This window comes from Nitratireductor kimnyeongensis, assembly GCF_019891395.1.
Taxonomy (GTDB): domain Bacteria; phylum Pseudomonadota; class Alphaproteobacteria; order Rhizobiales; family Rhizobiaceae; genus Nitratireductor; species Nitratireductor kimnyeongensis.
This window is the reverse complement of sequence record NZ_CP078143.1, coordinates 810,158-827,201: the sequence shown is the minus strand read 5'-3', so window position 1 is coordinate 827,201 and position 17,044 is coordinate 810,158. Positions and strand designations below refer to the sequence as shown.

Sequence of the window (17,044 nt, the reverse complement as noted above, 5' to 3'; positions counted from 1 at the left end):
CAAGGCAGCAGTGCTCCGCCCAAGAACAAGAAAATGCGCCGGAGCGAACCGGTAGCGTTCCCCGGCTTTTATAATGAAATGCCGAGCATGCACCCCGGATGGCCGCAAGGGCAGCCCGGCGACTGAACGACCGCCCGGTGAGGAGAGGCTCCGGGCAACAATTGTGAGGAATTGCGATGACGGAAATGACGCCATCTGTTTCGACTGAGTTCGAACCTGCCGCCGAGGCTGGAGCGGCCACCGTCAAACGCACAGGATCGACCATCGTCCCCGGCCTGCCGGCTGCGCAGGGGCTTTACGATCCGCGCAACGAACATGATGCCTGCGGTGTCGGCTTTGTTGCCCACATGAAGGGCAAGCGTTCGCACAGCATTGTTCAGGACGGGCTTGCCATGCTCGAAAACCTCACCCATCGTGGTGCGGTGGGTGCTGATCCGCTCGTGGGTGACGGTGCGGGCATGCTCATGCAGATCCCGGACCGCTTCTATCGTGAGGAGTGGGCTGAACGTGGCGTCGAGCTTCCCGAGCCCGGTCAATATGGCGTCGGTCATTTCTTCATGCCGCGCGATGGCGCGCTGCGCGAGAAGATCGACACGATCATCGCAGACGTGGTGCGCTCGGAAGGTCAGGAGCTGATCGGGTTCCGCGATGTGCCTGTCGACAATTCCTGCCTCTCCAAGGCACCCGAAATCGTGGCGTCCGAGCCGGTCCACCGGCAGATTTTCATCGCGCGCGGTGGCGGCATCGAACATGAAGAGGATTTCGAGCGCAGGCTTTATATCCTCCGCAAGGTGATCTCGGGCCGTGTGCGCGAGGAGCTGGAAGGCGGCACGCACGGTTTCTACACCGTTTCGCTTTCGGCGCGCACAATCGTCTACAAGGGCATGTTCCTCGCCTACCAGCTAGGCGCCTATTATAAAGACTTGAAGGATCCGCGTTTCGAGACAGCATTGGCGCTTGTGCACCAGCGTTTCTCCACCAACACCTTTCCCTCCTGGGAACTCGCGCATCCCTATCGCATGGTCGCCCACAATGGTGAGATCAACACCGTGCGCGGCAACGTCAACTGGATGGCCGCACGTCAGGCCTCGGTGGATTCGGAGCTGTTCGGCAACGACATTTCCAAGCTCTGGCCGATTTCCTATGAGGGCCAGTCCGACACGGCCTGTTTCGACAACGCGCTCGAATTCCTGTTCCAGGGCGGTTATTCGCTCGTCCATTCCATGATGATGCTCATCCCTGAAGCCTGGGCTGGCAACCGTCTGATGACCGACGAGCGCAAGGCGTTCTACGAATACCATGCTGCCTTGATGGAGCCGTGGGACGGCCCCGCCGCCGTGGCGTTCACCGATGGCATCCAGATCGGCGCCACACTCGACCGCAACGGCCTGCGTCCAGCGCGCTATGTCGTCACCGACGATGACCGCGTCATCATGGCGTCGGAAGCCGGTGCGCTTGTGGTGCCGGAGAAGAATATCGTGAGCAAATGGCGTCTTCAGCCCGGCCGGATGCTCCTGATCGACATGGAAGAAGGCCGCATCATCTCCGATGAAGAGGTGAAGGCGAAGATTGCCACGAAGCATCCTTTCCAGAAGTGGCTCGACAACACCCAGCTCATTCTTGAGGATCTGAAGCCAGTGGAGCCGCGCGCGCTGCGCAAGGATGTTTCCCCGCTCGATCTGCAGCAGGCCTTCGGTTACACGCAGGAAGACACGAAGATGCTGATGGCGCCCATGGCCACGACCGGCCAGGAAGGCATCGGCTCGATGGGCACCGACACGCCGATTTCGGCCATGTCCGACAAGCCCAAGCTGCTCTACACCTATTTCAAGCAGAACTTTGCGCAGGTTACCAACCCGCCGATCGATCCGATCCGCGAAGAGCTGGTGATGAGCCTCGTCTCCTTCATCGGCCCGCGTCCCAACATTTTCGATCTGGTCGGTTCCTCGCGCCGCAAGCGGCTTGAGGTGCGCCAGCCCATCCTCACAAATGGCGATCTGGAAAAGATCCGCTCCATCGGCCACACCGAGGACCGGTTCGACACCAAGACCATCGACGTCACCTATGCTTCGGGCGAGGGGGCATCCGGCATGCGCGGCGCGCTGGAACGTGTCTGCGACCGTGCAGAGGCGGCCGTTGCCGGCGGTTACAACATCATCATCCTGTCGGATCGTCAGATCGGTCCGGACCGCATCGCCATCCCGATGCTGCTTGCCACCGCTGCCGTTCACCATCACCTGATCCGCAAGGGACTGCGCACGGCGGTCGGCCTCGTGGTCGAATCCGGCGAGCCGCGCGAGGTGCATCATTTTTGCTGCCTTGCCGGCTATGGCGCAGAGGCGATCAATCCCTATCTCGCCTTCGACACTCTGCTTGCCATGCACAAGGCCGGAGAGTTCCCGCCGGAGGTGGACCCGCAGGAGGTCGTGCAGCGCTACATCAAGGCCATAGGCAAGGGCATTCTGAAGGTCATGTCCAAGATGGGCATTTCCACCTATCAGTCCTATTGCGGCGCGCAGATCTTCGATGCCGTCGGCCTCGAAAGCGATTTCATCGAACATTATTTCACCAACACCGCCACCACGATCGAAGGTGTCGGGCTGGAAGAGATCGCAGCCGAAACGGTTGGCCGCCACACGTCGGCGTTCGGCCCCGACCCGGTGCTTAAGAATGCGCTCGAAGTGGGGGGCGAATACAATTTCCGCATGCGCGGCGAATCCCACATCTGGTCGCCCGATGCCGTCGCCTCCCTCCAGCACGCCGTGCGCGGCAAGTCCTGGGAGACCTATCGCGATTTCGCAAAAATGGTCGATGGCGAGGCGGTAGACGCCAAGTCCATTCGCGGCCTTTTCGCGGTCAGGACGGCAAAGGATATGGGCCGCAAGCCGGTCTCGCTCAACGAGGTCGAGCCGGCGTCCGAAATCGTCAAGCGCTTTTCCACCGGCGCCATGTCCTTTGGTTCCATCAGCCGCGAGGCGCACACCACGCTGGCGCGCGCCATGAATGCGCTGGGCGGCAAGTCCAACACGGGCGAGGGCGGCGAGGAACCGGACCGCTACACGGCGATGCCCGATGGCACGATGAACCCCGAGCGTTCGGCCATCAAGCAGATCGCCAGTGGCCGCTTCGGTGTCACCACCGAATATCTCGTCAATTCCGACATGATGCAGATCAAGGTGGCGCAGGGCGCAAAGCCTGGCGAGGGTGGTCAGCTTCCCGGTCACAAGGTGGATGCCACCATCGCCAAGGTGCGCCACTCCACGCCGGGTGTCGGCCTCATTTCGCCGCCGCCGCATCACGACATCTACTCGATCGAGGATCTGGCGCAGCTCATCTACGATCTGAAAAACGTCAATCCGGATGCGGATGTCTCCGTCAAGCTCGTCTCGGAAGTTGGCGTGGGCACGGTCGCGGCCGGCGTCGCCAAGGCACGCGCCGATCACATCACCATTTCGGGCTATGATGGCGGCACGGGCGCTTCCCCGCTCACCTCCATCAAGCATGCCGGCAGCCCGTGGGAGATGGGGCTTGCCGAAACCCACCAGACCCTGGTGCTGAACGGTCTGCGCTCGCGCGTCGCGCTGCAGGTCGATGGCGGGCTGAAGACCGGTCGCGATGTCATCATCGGCGCGCTTCTCGGTGCCGACGAATACGGCTTCTCCACCGCACCGCTCATCGCCGCCGGCTGCATCATGATGCGCAAGTGCCATCTCAACACCTGCCCCGTCGGCGTCGCCACCCAGGATCCGGTGCTGCGCAAGCGCTTCAAGGGCACGCCCGAGCACGTGATCAACTACTTCTTCTATGTCGCCGAAGAGGTGCGCCAATATCTGGCCGAGATGGGCTACACCAAGCTCGATGACATTATCGGCCAGTCGGATCTTCTTGAGAAAAACGCGATGATCGCGCATTGGAAGGCGCGTGGCCTCGACTTCACCAAGGTCTTCTACAAGCCCGACGCCCCGCGCGAAGCTTTACGCTGGACCGAGCGGCAGGTGCATCCGATCGACGACATTCTCGACCGCAAGCTGATCGAGGCGGCGAGACCCGCGCTCGAAAGCCGCGAGCCCGTATCGATCGATGTCTCGATCTGCAACACTGATCGCTCCGCCGGCGCGATGCTGTCGGGCGCAGTGGCAAAGCGCTACGGCCAGAAGGGCCTGAAGGACAATACGATCGATGTTCGCCTCACGGGCACCGCCGGTCAGTCCTTTGGCGCGTTTCTGGCGCGCGGCGTCACCTTCACGCTCCATGGCGATGCGAACGATTATGTCGGCAAGGGGCTTTCTGGCGGGCGCATCATCATTCGTCCGACAGACGATTCAAAGATCGTCGCGGAGGATTCCATCATCGTCGGCAACACTGTGCTTTATGGTGCCACCGAGGGCGAGTGCTATTTCCGGGGCGTCGCGGGCGAGCGTTTTGCCGTGCGCAATTCGGGTGCCATCGCCGTGGTAGAAGGTGTTGGCGATCATGGCTGCGAATACATGACCGGCGGCGTCGTCGTCGTGCTTGGTCAGACGGGCCGCAACTTCGCAGCCGGCATGTCGGGCGGTGTGGCTTATGTGCTGGATGAGGCGGGCGACTTTGCCGAGCGCTGCAACATGGCCATGGTCGAGTTGGAGCCGGTGCCGGAGGAAGACGACATTCTCGAAAAGCTGCACCACCATGGCGGCGATCTCATGCACAAGGGCCGTGTCGACGTTTCCGGCGACATGACCCGTCACGACGAGGAGCGCCTCGCACAGCTGATTGCCAACCATCTCCACCACACGGGGTCCGAACGGGCACGCACCATTCTGGAAAACTGGGCCGATTACCGCCCCAAATTCCGCAAGGTGATGCCGGTCGAATACCGGCGGGCGCTGGAGGAGATGGAGCGCATGAAACTGGGCCTGGCGGCTGAATAGCCGCCGCTTTCGGGGTCTGTTGCCAATGGATATCTTCGGCGATCAGAATTCGGGCAATTGTCTGAAGGTGAAATACACGGCCGACCATCTTGGTCTCGCCTATCGGTGGCACGAGCTCGACATCATGGCGGGTGAGAGCCGCACGGATGCGTTTCTCGCCATGTCGCCGTTCGGCCAGGTGCCGGTGGTGCGGTTTGATGACGGGTGTGTCCTCGGGCAGTCGGGGGCGATCATCAGGTACTGCGCGCGTGGCTCTGCGCTGTTGCCCGATGATCCGTTCATGCAGGCCGAAATCGATCAGTGGATGTTCTGGGAACAGAACTTTCATGAGCCCAATGTGGCAGGCACACGCTTCCACGTGGTTTACCGCAGGGAGCCGGTGGAAACACGGGATCCAGCCAAGGTCGAGCGGGGTGATGCCGCGCTCGATTTCATGGATCAGGCGTTGAAGACGCGCGATTTCTTTGTGGGCAGTGCGCTCACCATCGCTGACATTGCGCTGCTCGGCTACACGCGGCTTGCGCCGCAGGGCGGTTTTGAATTCGACGGGCGCAAGGCGCTCACCCGCTGGATTGCACGGTGCGAGGATGTCCTCGGACTTCCGGCACTTCAATAGAATTACGGGGTTTACTCGATGGGTAAGGTTACAGGTTTTCTCGAAATCGACCGGCAGGTCCACAAGTATCAGCCGGCATCCGACCGCATTCGCCATTTCCGCGAATTCACGCTGCCCATGTCGGACAAGGAAGTCGAGAAACAGGCCGCGCGCTGCATGGATTGCGGCATCCCTTATTGCCACGGGCCGACAGGCTGTCCGGTTCACAACCAGATCCCGGACTGGAACGATCTCGTCTACAATGGCGATTGGGACGAGGCGATCCGCAACCTGCATTCCACCAACAATTTTCCCGAATGGACGGGCCGCATCTGCCCGGCTCCTTGCGAGGAAGCCTGTACGCTCAATCTTGAAGACATTCCCGTGGCCATCAAGACGGTGGAACAGGCGATTGCCGACAAAGCCTATGAATCCGGCTTCGTTCGCCCTTATCCGCCTGAGCACAAGACTGGCAAGACCGTGGCCATCATCGGTTCCGGTCCCGCTGGCATGGCGGCGGCCCAGCAGCTTGGCCGCGCGGGCCATCAGGTTCATGTCTATGAGCGTGAGAGCAGGCCGGGCGGTCTGATGCGCTATGGCATTCCCGATTTCAAGATAGAGAAGCATTATATCGACCGCCGCGTCGAACAGATGCAGGGCGAAGGCGTCACCTTCCATTGCGGCGTGAATGTCGGCGTCGACAAGCCCGTTGAGGAACTGCTCGCCGAATATGACGCCGTTCTTTATTGCGGTGGTTCCGAGCGTCCGCGTCCGGCTGGTATTCCCGGCGCTGATCTTGAAGGCGTGCACGATGCCATGCCCTATCTGGTGCAGCAGAACCGCCGTGTTGGCGGCGAGGACATTCAATCCGTGGCCTGGGCTTCCGATCCCATTCTCGCCGGCGGCAAGCATGTGGTGGTTGTCGGTGGCGGTGACACGGCATCCGACTGTGTGGGCACTTCGTTCCGTCAGGGGGCGGTGCGCGTGACCCAGCTCGATATTCGTCCGCGCCCACCGGAAAAGGAAGACAAACTGGCAGTCTGGCCTTATTGGGCGACCAAGATGCGTACCTCTTCTTCGCAGGCCGAGGGTGCGGAGCGCGAGTTTCAGGTCGCAACGCTGGAGTTTATCGGTGAGGATGGCGTTCTGACCGGTGTGAAATGCTGTGAGGTGGATGAGAAGCGCAAGCCTGTCGCCGGTACGGAATTTGTTATCCGCGCCGATCTCGCCTTCATCGCCATCGGGTTTTCCGGTCCGGCCGAGACGGGTGTTCTGTCGGAATTCGGGGATCGCCTGAAAACCGATGTTGATCGCCGCAACTCGGTCAACGTCAATGCCAATGATCGCGACTACAAGACCACCGTCGACCGGTTGTTCGCCGCAGGCGATGTCCGCCGTGGCCAGTCGCTCGTGGTCTGGGCCATCCGTGAGGGACGCCAGGCAGCACATGCAATCGACGAGTTCCTTATGGGAAGTTCCGTCTTGCCGCGCTGAATGCTTTAAGCAGAGTTTGAAAGATCAGGGCGTCGCCTGGGCCGAGGGTTCGGGCGGCGTTTTGCTTTTCGGTGATTTTCTTGTTGGCAGGGAAAAATTGTCTGCACGGCCAGGCTGAGTTTCAGTCTCGCCAGGGCCTCCCTCGCTTTCGATGCGCTTTTGACGTTGGATCGGTTTTACGACCGCGCCCATGAGTTCCAGCCCGCCATCAAGGGAAGGATCGGAAAGTGAGATAGGCATTGTCCGGTTTACCGGCGCAGGATTTTCCGGGTGAAGCACAAGCGCCGGGAGGCTCTCGATACCAAGCTCGCCGATATCTGGAGACACAGCCTCGCCGAGCAGTTTGTTAAGTGGCTTCTCCACATAGAACGCCACCTTGCGCTTTCCCGCGCGGGTGAGGTTGATGCCATCGCTGCCGCGTAGCCGAACGGGCTGACCGTTCATGTCAGGTCCGGTGAAGACGAAGCCGCCGTTCTCGTCCACGAAGCCGTCCCAGATATCGACAAAGGAGCCGTCGATAGCTTCGACTGTGGTTTTGTAGATATCGTTGAACGCAAGCATGTCGGAGGACATCGTAGATGATTTGAATGACGGCAGTCCGCTCCAGACGAGAGGGATTTGTCTATCCTCAATCGCTGCAGCAAAGGCTTCGACACGCTGCGTGTACTCTGCGACCCAGGCCTCTGAGCGCGGAGCTTCGCGTTTGCCGTCAACGATGAGTTGCTGGCGATCGTTGGAGCCGATCATCATCACCACAACAGCGGGCGATAAATCGTCCAGAATACCTGCAATCTCGGTGTTCCAATCGTAATAGTCGTCACGCACGAAGCCTGACGACCCATTGCTGCGATTGACCACTCGCACACCCGGCGATTCCGAGTAGGCTGTGCTCAGCCCCTCGGCAAGACCACCTGCAAGGAAGTCCCCCACGACAAGGATGACACGCGCATTGTCCAGCTTCTCGACTTCCAGGGAAGGCGGCGGTTGACTAGGCGCAGCGGGGGCAGACGATCGGCGCCGTGATGTACCTTGCTGTTTTCTGGGCGCCGAGCGTTGGCGGGTTACCGGTTTTTGCGGTTCGCGTTGACGTAGAGCACCGCCAAACAGAAGATCGAACAGACCACGCCGCTGCTCTCGTTGAGATTCCTGCGCCTCGGCGAAGGAAGGCATTGCGGTAGAAGCGGGCACGGCAAGAACCAGGGCAACAGTGATCGCGAACAACCGGCTTTTGTAGCCGCCATCGATACTGCCTCGTCCAATTTCCATGGCCGCTCCCCTTGGTCCCGGTTCAGTTCCCGCGCAAGCGACGCAGGACTTCCTTGCCAGGATGTCCGTCCTGCTGCATGCCGTTGCGAGCCTGGAAGGCCCGAATGGCGGCACGCGAGCCCGAACCAATCTTGCCATCAATCGGCCCTTCATAGTAGCCGAGCGCACCGAGGCGCTTTTGCAGTTCCTCGGTTTCAGAATAGCTCAGGCGTTCGAACGGACGATTCCAGTCCCGCTCCAAGCCGCCATAGCCCGCGATCTCGTCTGCAAGCAGTCCGACTGCGAGGGCATATTTGTCGGAATTGTTGTAGCGCTTGATGACCTGGAAATTCTTGGTCACGAGAAAGACCGGTCCGTTGCGTCCGTCCGGTACCTTCAGCTCTGCGGTGTCGCTGGGTCGCGGGAAGGGCTTGCCATTGGCACGGACCACACCGATCGATTGCCAGCGGCTCAATGCCATGTTGCCACCGGGGAATTTTCGGCCGCTGGGAAGGGCTGCGGTTTCATAACCCCAGGTCTCGCCGGTTCGCCAGCCATTGCGGCGCAACAGATTGGCAGCCGTCGCCAGCGCGTCGGGGATCGAGGTCCAGATATCGCGCCGGCCGTTGCCGTCCATATCGACTGCATAGGCCTGATAGCTGGTGGGTATGAATTGGGTGTGCCCCATCGCACCAGCCCAGGAACCGGTGAGATGGCCCACATCGATGTCGCCAGACTGCAGGATCTTCAACGCTGCGATTAGCTGCTGACGGGCGAACTTCGCACGGCGCTTGTCGGCATAGGCGAGCGTCGCAAGCGAGCGAGGGACGCTGCGCATGATGCGGTCATTCTTCAGCACTTCGCCGTAGTTCGATTCAACCGACCAGATGGCGAGCAGAATGTAGCGGCTGACGCCGAACTGGCTTTCAATGCGGTCGAGCCACGGTTTCCACTGGCGGGCAAGCTGGCGGCCGCGCTGTATTGCGTCTTCCTGTACACGGTTGTCGAAATATTCCCACGGCTCGGCGCGGAACTCAGGTTGGTAGCGTGCTTTTTCCAACACTTCCGGATCCGGGGCTGTAATGCCACGGAAGGCGCGGTCATAGGTGGCGCCGGAAATGCCGTTTTGGATCGCCACGTTGCGGAACTGTTGAATCCATTTCTGGAAGCCGGCGTCCGCGCTGGCCGGTTGAAGGGTTGCGGTGAGGGCGACCACGAAAGAAGCGACCAATGTCGCGACGAGGTTTCGTGGGGGCAAGCGGAACAACATCACGATCTCCGTTACAGGTACTCCAGCCTATCCATGGCATGTCCCGGTTAGAAAAACGTTTACCATGCTGTTATCCTTCGTGAACAAACTTCTCGCATTTCCGTCACGAAATACGCGAATTCATTATGGAAACATCAATCCGGCGTTGCTAAGGCAACGACGATCTCATTCTCATAAACCTTCGGGGGTCAATTTCTGATGACGAAACTTCGCAAAGCGGTTTTTCCTGTGGCCGGTCTTGGAACGAGATTCTTGCCTGCTACCAAAGCGGTGCCGAAGGAAATGCTGACCGTTGTCGATAAACCCGTCATTCAATATGTGGTGGATGAAGCGCGTGAAGCAGGGATAGAACACTTCATCTTCGTGACTGGGCGCAACAAGGCTGTCATCGAGGATCACTTCGACATCCAGGTGGAATTGTATGACACGCTGGAGCGGCGCGGCAAGACCGAAGTGCTTGATCGGCTGCGCAGTCTGCAGCCCCAACCGGGTCAGACAAGCTATACGCGCCAACAGGAGCCGCTGGGCCTTGGCCATGCGGTGTGGTGCGCACGGGAACTTGTCGGCAATGAGCCATTTGCGCTTCTTTTGCCCGACATGATCATGCAGGCGCCGAAAGGGTGTCTTTCACAGATGGCGGAAGTGTTCGAGAAGACCGGGGGCAATGTGGTCTCGGTGGAAGAATGCGACCCCTCGCAGACACACAAATACGGCATTGTCGGACGCGGCGCCGATGTTGCCGGAGGGTTCGAGATCAACGCCATGGTCGAGAAGCCTAAGCCGGAAGATGCGCCGTCGAATTTCTATATCAATGGCCGTTATATTCTTCAGCCGACCATCTTCGATCTTCTCGCGAAGCAGGAACGCGGAGCTGGCGGTGAGATCCAGCTCACCGATTCGATGCTCACCCTAATGAAAGAGCAGCCGTTCCACGGGTACCATTTCACTGGTCGAACCTTCGACTGCGGATCGCCTGAAGGCTTCGTTGAAGCCAATCTCGCCTTTGCTCTGGAGAGGCCCGATTTGCGCAAACATGTGCTGAAAGCGGTTGCCGCTTCGGACCGTAGCTAAATTTCATGAAAACGCCGCCATTTCCTTAAAATGGCGGCGTTTTTGTTTGTTTTTCGGAGTTTTCAGCGGAATTCCGGAAAACGGTTTTTAACGCTGCATCCGGATGCCCATGAAGACGCTTGTGGCGTCGTAGTCGCGGTCAGGCAGGCTGCTGGTCCGCTTTTCGTAACGGGCCCGACCCGTCAGGCCGAGCGTGCGGTTCAACCACCATGTCATGCCCGCTTCGCCATTCATGGTCAGGTCATGGCCGCCGCTCATATAGTCTCGCCATGAAAGGCCGGCCGCTGCTTCGGCAGTCAGATTGGCGCGGATCTGCCTTTCAACCCGCAGGGTTCCGGCATAAAGGATCGATCCGCTGTCTCCGGCGTCTGTCGTGCCTTCAATGGTGGTCGATCCATCGAGCCTTACATCTGTGCCACGCTGCGGCGACCAGTTAAGCGCTGCTGCGAGCGCGAGCCCCGAAACCGTATCGAGGCGCTCGTCATCCAGATCCTCTGCAATCCAACCGATGGACGCTTCACCGGAGAGTTTTTCCTCGATGTCCACCATCACGCCGGCTCGGGCGGCAAGGCGTGTTGCTGAACGCTCATAACCGGCGCTGTCCTGCTTCTCATCGTAGAGCCGGCGTCCGAACTCACCTTCGATAAAGGGTGTTAGCGCCGGTGAGACAGCATAGCCTGTGCGCAGCCGCATCGTCGCCAGGGTTGAGTTTCGCTCGTCCTGAGAGAGCGTGCTCCCATCGATCAACGTGGCGTCGCCATATTGCTGGCGCGATACCGAGCCGGTGACGCTGAGGCGCAGTTTTCCGAGATCCTTCGACAGACCAAGACTGCCATCGATTGCGTGACGCAGCGGACGATCATCCACGCCTGTGATGATCACAGGGGATGAAGCCGATTCGGGACTGATCGAGTAACCGAGGCTGGCAAGCGCAGTGTAATCGCGTGCGAGATCGAAGCGAAGGCTGCCATCGATGCCGCCCTCGAGGTCGGACACCTCTTCGCCGTCAACGGATTTCCGGTAGATGCCATAGGCGCCGACTGTCGCGGCGTGCCGCGACCAGTCCGAAGCCGCATTCAGGCGTAGTGTTGTCTCCGAAATCAACGCTTCCGCACCATTGGTGCTGGAATCGGCGTTTGAGGTCCACGTCAAACCCTGTTCAAGTGTCGGGGTGACGATGAAGGTGCCGACCCGCAATCCCAGCGGTGCGTAGGGATTTTCATCGGTTGCCTGATAGTCGCTTTCGATGGCGCCGGTCCGCGGATTGAGTGCTTCCCCGCGCTCGATGCGTTCCGCAGCCGATGTTTCATCGCCCGTTGCAGGAATTGCCTCGGTGACGACGGGGTCCAGGGGGGCTGATTCTGTAATGGTCAGCGTAGGGTTGTTTCGCGCAGCACGGACGCGTTCTCGCTCGACGGCTGTGGAGGGAGCACGGGTCGCACGGTCATTCTCCGTTTCAGCCCGGTCTTCCGGGCTAGGAGTGACCGGCGTGTAGGCCGGAGCGGAAATTCCGGTTCCGGAATTGTCTTGAATGGAGGATGTAATGTCTGTTTCCGACACGAGCCCGCGCAGGCCTTCCGCCTGTTGTGCGTCCGCGAAGTCGGGTGTCAGCGCAATCAGCGACAGGCCGATTGCGGTCGACCTGTACCATCCGCGTATGCGGGAACCCACTCTGACACCGGGACGAGACATACAGATCCAGACTATCGAGACGCGCCATTCTTATGCTTACCGAAATCTAAACCCTCGTGGTTAACGGAAGGTTGAGCTCTGCCGCTCTATGCTCACCCACTGAACAACGGACAAACTGAATGGACAGCCGGCCATCAAGGCGGTAAGGGCAGTGCCATGCTGAAAGACTCTTCCATCAAAATTGATCGGAGAAGCGTAGTCGCTTCTGCCGTTCGCACGCTCGAAACAGAACGGGCAGGCTTGAAAGAGCTGGCCGACGCTCTCGATAATGGTCTAGCCGACCCGTTTGCAGACGCGGTGCGTATCATAGCCGGGGTCAAGGGACGCCTGATCGTGACCGGTGTGGGCAAGAGTGGTCATATAGGCTCCAAGATTGCCGCCACGCTCGCTTCGACAGGGACGCCGGCCTTCTTCGTGCACCCGGCAGAGGCAAACCACGGCGATCTCGGCATGATTGGTGATGACGATGTGATACTCGCCATGTCATGGTCGGGGGAGACCACAGAGCTGCATGGCATTGTCGCGTATGCGCGACGTTTCGCCATTCCGATCATTGCCATCACAGCAGGCAAGTCATCCGCGCTTGCGAAAGAGGCGACGGTGGTTCTCGGTCTGCCACGTGCTCCTGAGGCCTGTCCGCATGGGTTGGCACCGACCACCTCGACCCTTCTGCAGTTGGTCATGGGAGATGCGCTTGCGGTTGCATTGCTGGAAGCTAGGGGCTTTACCGCCGACCATTTCCGTACATTCCATCCTGGTGGTCAACTGGGCGCGAAATTGACCCAAGTGCGCCAGATCATGCATTCGGGAGCTGAGCTGCCACTGGCGAAAAGCGGTGCGTTGATGCGCGAGGCGATCCTGGAAATGACACAGAAGGGCTTTGGCTGTGTCGGCATCACTGACGGCGATGGTGCATTGATCGGTATCATTACCGACGGCGATTTGCGCCGACACATCGACAGTGAGCTTCTGGCAATGACCGTGGATCAGGTGATGACGCGCAATCCGAAGACGATTGGACCGGAAACACTGGCCGAAAGCGCGTTGCAGATCGTGAACTCTTCGGCCATCACCACGCTGATGGTGGTCGAAGGTGGCAAACCTTGCGGCGTCGTACACCTCCACGATCTGCTGCGAATTGGCGCCGCCTGAAGAAAGTGCGCAACTTCGCGCACAGTGAGAACATAGACAGACGCCCCGTTGTAAACGGGGCGTTTTTTTTTGGTTCGCCGTATCGTTTTAGCTGGGGGCTGCCCGAGAAGACCATGCGAAGGGGGACAATTCTTCAATTGGGGGTGTCTACCCCCCGTGCCATACTGGCCTTTTAGAACTGAAGCATTTGCCGCCCAACGGCCGGATCATCTGGGGGAAAACCGATGCTTGGAGAACACGTTCAGCATCTTCTGGTCGTCTTTGCGGCTTACTTCGTTGTGATTGCGAGCCCCGGTCCCAGCACGATGGCGATTATGGGGGTTGCGATGAAACAGGGGCGAGAAAGTGCGGTTCTTCTCGCCCTTGGGGTGGTGACGGGAAGCTTGTTCTGGGCCGTTTGTGCAGCGACCGGCGTGGCGACGATGCTGACCGCCTATGCCGAAGCGATCTTTTTCATCAAGCTCGCTGGTGGGCTCTATCTTCTATACCTTGCCTGGAAATCCGCGAGGTCGGCCATGTCGCCGCGGGCCGTAGGCATGAAATCAATGGAGCCGGCAAGGAAGGTAATCTTCTACCGTAGAGGTGTGCTCTTGCATTTGTCCAACCCCAAAGCCGTTCTCGGCTGGGTGGCAATCATGGCCCTCGGATTGGGGCATGATGCGCCATCACATGTTTTGATCACAATCGTAGCAGGGTGTGCCGTTCTCGGGCTTACAGTGAATGTGGGCTACGCTCTGCTTTTCTCGACTGACGTTCTGGGACGGGCCTACCAGAAGTTCAGCCAATGGATTGAAGGAGCTTTGGCGGTGGTTTTTGGCTATGCCGGCTTTCGGCTGCTCTTTTCCAGATCATAAGTCCCGGAGGAGGGACGCGCTCCGGGACTTCTGCGAATTCAGGTAACCTCGACACGCAGGGTTCCGGCGTCCACCGATGCGACCCGGACGCGCGTTCCAGTCGGCAGTTCAGGACCCGCGACACGCCACAAAGTGTCATCCAGCCGAATGCGGCCATACCCGTTTTCAATGGGTTCTTCGAGCGTTGCCGTGCGGCCGATAAGCTGTTCTCGGCGCCGGTTCAGAAGCGGCTGGTCGGTTTCCTCATTGCGGCGCGAATCCATCAGGCGTTTTCCGGCATAGACCGAGATCAGGGCCAGGGCGAGAAAGACCAGAACCTGCACCTGCCATGTCCAGACCGACAGTTCCCACAATTGCAGCGAGAGCGCGCCGGTCAGGATCGCGGCGATCCCGATCCATAAAAGAAAGACGCCGGGTACCAGGATTTCGGCTGCAAGAAGGACGAAGCCGAGGAGCATCCAGTTCCAGGGGCCGAGTTCCGCGATGACATGCTCGATCATGGGGTTACTCCTGCGACGGTCCCGTGCGGGGAGGGCGGGCAGAAGAGACACGCTGGCTGGTTGCTGAGGATGCATTGCCTTCGCCAAACACCTCGCGCGCGATGGAGCCGATGCCGCCCAGCGAACCGATCAGTGAGGAAGCCTCGAAAGGCATGAGGACGATCTTGTTGTTGCTGGAGGAGCCGATGGTGGCCAATGCTTCCGTATATTTCTGGGCTACGAAATAGTTCACGGCCTGAACGTCGCCGGCAGCAATGGCTTCGGAAACCACCTGGGTTGCGCGGGCTTCTGCTTCGGCAGCGCGCTCGCGCGCTTCAGCGTCTCGGAAGGCGGCTTCCTTGCGGCCCTCGGCCTCCAGAATTTCAGCTTGTTTCAGACCCTCCGCTTCAAGGATTTGCGCACGCTTGTTGCGTTCGGCCATCATCTGGCGCGCCATCGATTCCACGAGGTTGGCCGGTGGATTGATGTCCTTGATTTCGACACGCGTCATCTTGATGCCCCAGGGGCTTGCAGCATCGTCGACAATGCGCAGAAGCTTCTCGTTGATCGCATCCCGGTTGGACAGGAGTTCATCGAGATCCATCGACCCCATGACCGAGCGGATGTTTGTCATGGTCAGGTTCAGGATCGCATTTTCCAGACCCGACACCTGATAGGCAGCCTCAGCGGCGGTGAGCACCTGATAGAAGGCAACGCCGTCGACTGCGACGATGGCATTGTCGCGGGTGATGACTTCCTGGGTGGGGACGTCAAGCACCTGCTCCATCATATTCATCTTCGCGCCAACGCGGTCGATGAACGGGACAATGAGATTGAGGCCGGGCGTGAGCGTTCTGGTGTAGCGGCCAAAGCGCTCCACTGTGTAGTTGAAACCCTGAGGGACGGTCTTGATGCCTGCAAAGAGCAAAAGCAGGACAAGGACAACGAGGACGGGAATGATGATGTCAAAACCAGAGAAAAGCATATTCAGCTCCTGGAACCGCTTGTGCGGGAACGGATGTTTAGGCTGGCACGCAGTTTAAGGGTCTGCGCTGTGATGTGAACAGAAAGATCACGGATCCCATTGCCGCGGAAACGGACAGCGCGTCGACACAGGCTGTTTCCACAAAAAGTTGCAGCGTACGGCATATGCTTCGCCAATTATGACACCCTTGTGGCAGGACGTTTCACACCCAGCCAGCAAGCTCCCGGCGCACCAGGGTCTCGATCACAGCCATCCCTTCGCCGGTGTCGTTGAGACAGGGTATGTGCGTGAAATTCTTGCCACCAGCCTCATGAAAGATTTCTCCGGCTTCTCCAGCGATCTCCTCCAGGGTCTCCAGACAGTCGGACACAAAACCCGGATTGAATACCGCGATGGATTTGACACCCTCTTTTGCGAGCTTCTCGACGGTCTTGTCGGTGTAGGGCTGGAGCCATTCTTCCGGACCAAAACGGGATTGGAAGCAGGTGATGAGCTTCTTCTCGTCCCAGCCGAGGCGCTCGCGCAGGAGGCGGGTCGTTTTCTGGCAATGGCAATGATAGGGGTCGCCGCGCCTGAAATAGCTTTGCGGGATGCCGTGATAGGAAGCGATGACAACTTCCGGCTCGAAATCCAGGCTCTCAAGGTGCTTCTCGATGGAGCGGGCCAAAGCCTCGATATAGACCGGTTCGTCCTGATAGGAGGGCACGGTGCGTATGGCCGGCTGGAAGCGCATCTGCATGAGCGCTTCGAAGAATTTGTCGTTCACCGTTGCGGTGGTGGTGGCGGAGTATTGCGGGTAGAGTGGGAACATGACGATGCGGTCGCAGCCGCGCTCCATCAGGCTCCTTGTCACCGTCTCGATGGAGGGCTGGCCATAGCGCATGGCCCAGTCGACGATCACATGCTCATGCCCCGACAGCGCCTGGGCGAGTTTTTCGCCCTGCGACCGGGTGAAGGTGCGCAGCGGCGATTCATTGCGCTCGTGGTTCCAGATTTCCGCATAAGCCGCGCCTGACTTCTTTGGCCGTGTATTGAGAACGATGCCGTAGAGGATCGGATACCAGATCGCCTTCGGCCATTCTATGACGCGGGGATCTGACAAAAACTCCTTCAGATATCGCCGCATCGGCGCGTAGTCGGTTCCGTCTGGTGTGCCGAGATTTACAAGCAAAACGCCTACCTTGCCGATATGGATAGGTGGGTGTTCTGCGGGTAGCGGGCCGACGGCTTTCGCTGCTTTGGGGTCGATTGTGGTGGGGAGATTCATGCTTTGGCTCCGATCATGCAAGGGAAGCTA

General features: G+C 59.4%; 12 protein-coding genes. 6 read left to right on the top strand and 6 right to left on the bottom strand.

What is annotated here, in order from left to right; translation table 11 throughout:
- Window positions 1–176 precede the first annotated feature (176 nt).
- Genes gltB through KW403_RS03890 form a run of 3 tightly spaced genes read left to right on the top strand, consistent with a single transcriptional unit; the run spans window position 177 to window position 6,999 of the window.
- The gene (gene gltB / locus KW403_RS03900; protein WP_223021445.1) at window positions 177–4,910 is read left to right on the top strand and encodes a glutamate synthase large subunit; all 4,734 of its coding nucleotides are present in this window, start codon (window positions 177–179) and stop codon (window positions 4,908–4,910) included.
- Between the two features lie 25 nt (window positions 4,911–4,935).
- The gene (locus KW403_RS03895) at window positions 4,936–5,526 is read left to right on the top strand and encodes a glutathione S-transferase family protein (RefSeq protein WP_223021444.1); all 591 of its coding nucleotides are present in this window, start codon (window positions 4,936–4,938) and stop codon (window positions 5,524–5,526) included.
- An 18-nt stretch (window positions 5,527–5,544) separates the two neighbouring features.
- Entirely contained in the window at window positions 5,545–6,999 is a 1,455-nt protein-coding gene (locus KW403_RS03890) for a glutamate synthase subunit beta (protein ID WP_223021443.1), read from the top strand.
- A gap of 24 nt (window positions 7,000–7,023) precedes the next feature.
- Here KW403_RS03890 and KW403_RS03885 read toward each other — a convergent pair whose 3' ends face one another.
- Together KW403_RS03885 and KW403_RS03880 are read right to left on the bottom strand one after the other, a co-directional pair.
- Complete coding sequence (locus tag KW403_RS03885; protein ID WP_223021442.1) at window positions 7,024–8,265, bottom strand: SGNH/GDSL hydrolase family protein; 1,242 nt, start codon at window positions 8,263–8,265, stop codon at window positions 7,024–7,026.
- Between the two features lie 22 nt (window positions 8,266–8,287).
- Entirely contained in the window at window positions 8,288–9,514 is a 1,227-nt protein-coding gene (locus KW403_RS03880) for a lytic murein transglycosylase (protein WP_223021441.1), read from the bottom strand.
- Between the two features lie 198 nt (window positions 9,515–9,712).
- Here KW403_RS03880 and galU point away from each other — a divergent pair, with 198 nt between their 5' ends.
- A complete protein-coding gene (gene galU / locus KW403_RS03875) occupies window positions 9,713–10,585 on the top strand; it encodes a UTP--glucose-1-phosphate uridylyltransferase GalU (protein ID WP_223021440.1) in 873 nt (290 codons plus the stop codon).
- A gap of 87 nt (window positions 10,586–10,672) precedes the next feature.
- On the opposite strand, the gene KW403_RS03870 is transcribed toward galU, so the two are convergent.
- Window positions 10,673–12,256, bottom strand: a complete 1,584-nt coding sequence (locus tag KW403_RS03870; protein WP_246637882.1) for an outer membrane beta-barrel protein — start codon at window positions 12,254–12,256, stop codon at window positions 10,673–10,675.
- Window positions 12,257–12,433: 177 nt separating this feature from the next.
- On the opposite strand from KW403_RS03870, the gene KW403_RS03865 reads away from it, so the two are divergent.
- Together KW403_RS03865 and KW403_RS03860 are read left to right on the top strand one after the other, a co-directional pair.
- Window positions 12,434–13,429: a KpsF/GutQ family sugar-phosphate isomerase gene (locus KW403_RS03865; protein ID WP_223021438.1), complete on the top strand. Its 996-nt coding sequence runs from the start codon at window positions 12,434–12,436 to the stop codon at window positions 13,427–13,429.
- Between the two features lie 224 nt (window positions 13,430–13,653).
- Window positions 13,654–14,283 carry a LysE family translocator gene (locus KW403_RS03860; RefSeq protein ID WP_223021437.1) on the top strand — a complete coding sequence of 210 codons (630 nt, stop codon included), beginning with the start codon at window positions 13,654–13,656 and terminating at the stop codon, window positions 14,281–14,283.
- 38 nt (window positions 14,284–14,321) lie between these two features.
- Here KW403_RS03860 and KW403_RS03855 read toward each other — a convergent pair whose 3' ends face one another.
- The 3 genes from KW403_RS03855 to hemH all read right to left on the bottom strand — a co-directional run bounded on the left by KW403_RS03855 (window position 14,322) and on the right by hemH (window position 17,014).
- Window positions 14,322–14,783, bottom strand: coding sequence for an NfeD family protein (locus tag KW403_RS03855; protein ID WP_223021436.1), 462 nt, complete (start codon window positions 14,781–14,783; stop codon window positions 14,322–14,324).
- Window positions 14,784–14,787: 4 nt separating this feature from the next.
- Window positions 14,788–15,747 (bottom strand): SPFH domain-containing protein, encoded by a 960-nt coding sequence (locus KW403_RS03850; protein WP_223021435.1) that lies wholly within the window; start codon window positions 15,745–15,747, stop codon window positions 14,788–14,790.
- Window positions 15,748–15,949: 202 nt separating this feature from the next.
- Window positions 15,950–17,014 (bottom strand): ferrochelatase, encoded by a 1,065-nt coding sequence (gene hemH / locus KW403_RS03845; protein WP_223021434.1) that lies wholly within the window; start codon window positions 17,012–17,014, stop codon window positions 15,950–15,952.
- Window positions 17,015–17,044: the final 30 nt, after the last annotated feature.

Coding starts and splice junctions, on each gene's coding strand:
- gltB (WP_223021445.1), top strand. CDS start 177: ATGACGGAAATGACGCCATCTGTTTCGACTGAGTTCGAACCTGCCGCC.
- KW403_RS03895 (WP_223021444.1), top strand. CDS start 4,936: ATGGATATCTTCGGCGATCAGAATTCGGGCAATTGTCTGAAGGTGAAA.
- KW403_RS03890 (WP_223021443.1), top strand. CDS start 5,545: ATGGGTAAGGTTACAGGTTTTCTCGAAATCGACCGGCAGGTCCACAAG.
- KW403_RS03885 (WP_223021442.1), bottom strand. CDS start 8,265: ATGGAAATTGGACGAGGCAGTATCGATGGCGGCTACAAAAGCCGGTTG.
- KW403_RS03880 (WP_223021441.1), bottom strand. CDS start 9,514: ATGTTGTTCCGCTTGCCCCCACGAAACCTCGTCGCGACATTGGTCGCT.
- galU (WP_223021440.1), top strand. CDS start 9,713: ATGACGAAACTTCGCAAAGCGGTTTTTCCTGTGGCCGGTCTTGGAACG.
- KW403_RS03865 (WP_223021438.1), top strand. CDS start 12,434: ATGCTGAAAGACTCTTCCATCAAAATTGATCGGAGAAGCGTAGTCGCT.
- KW403_RS03860 (WP_223021437.1), top strand. CDS start 13,654: ATGCTTGGAGAACACGTTCAGCATCTTCTGGTCGTCTTTGCGGCTTAC.
- KW403_RS03855 (WP_223021436.1), bottom strand. CDS start 14,783: ATGATCGAGCATGTCATCGCGGAACTCGGCCCCTGGAACTGGATGCTC.
- KW403_RS03850 (WP_223021435.1), bottom strand. CDS start 15,747: ATGCTTTTCTCTGGTTTTGACATCATCATTCCCGTCCTCGTTGTCCTT.
- hemH (WP_223021434.1), bottom strand. CDS start 17,014: ATGAATCTCCCCACCACAATCGACCCCAAAGCAGCGAAAGCCGTCGGC.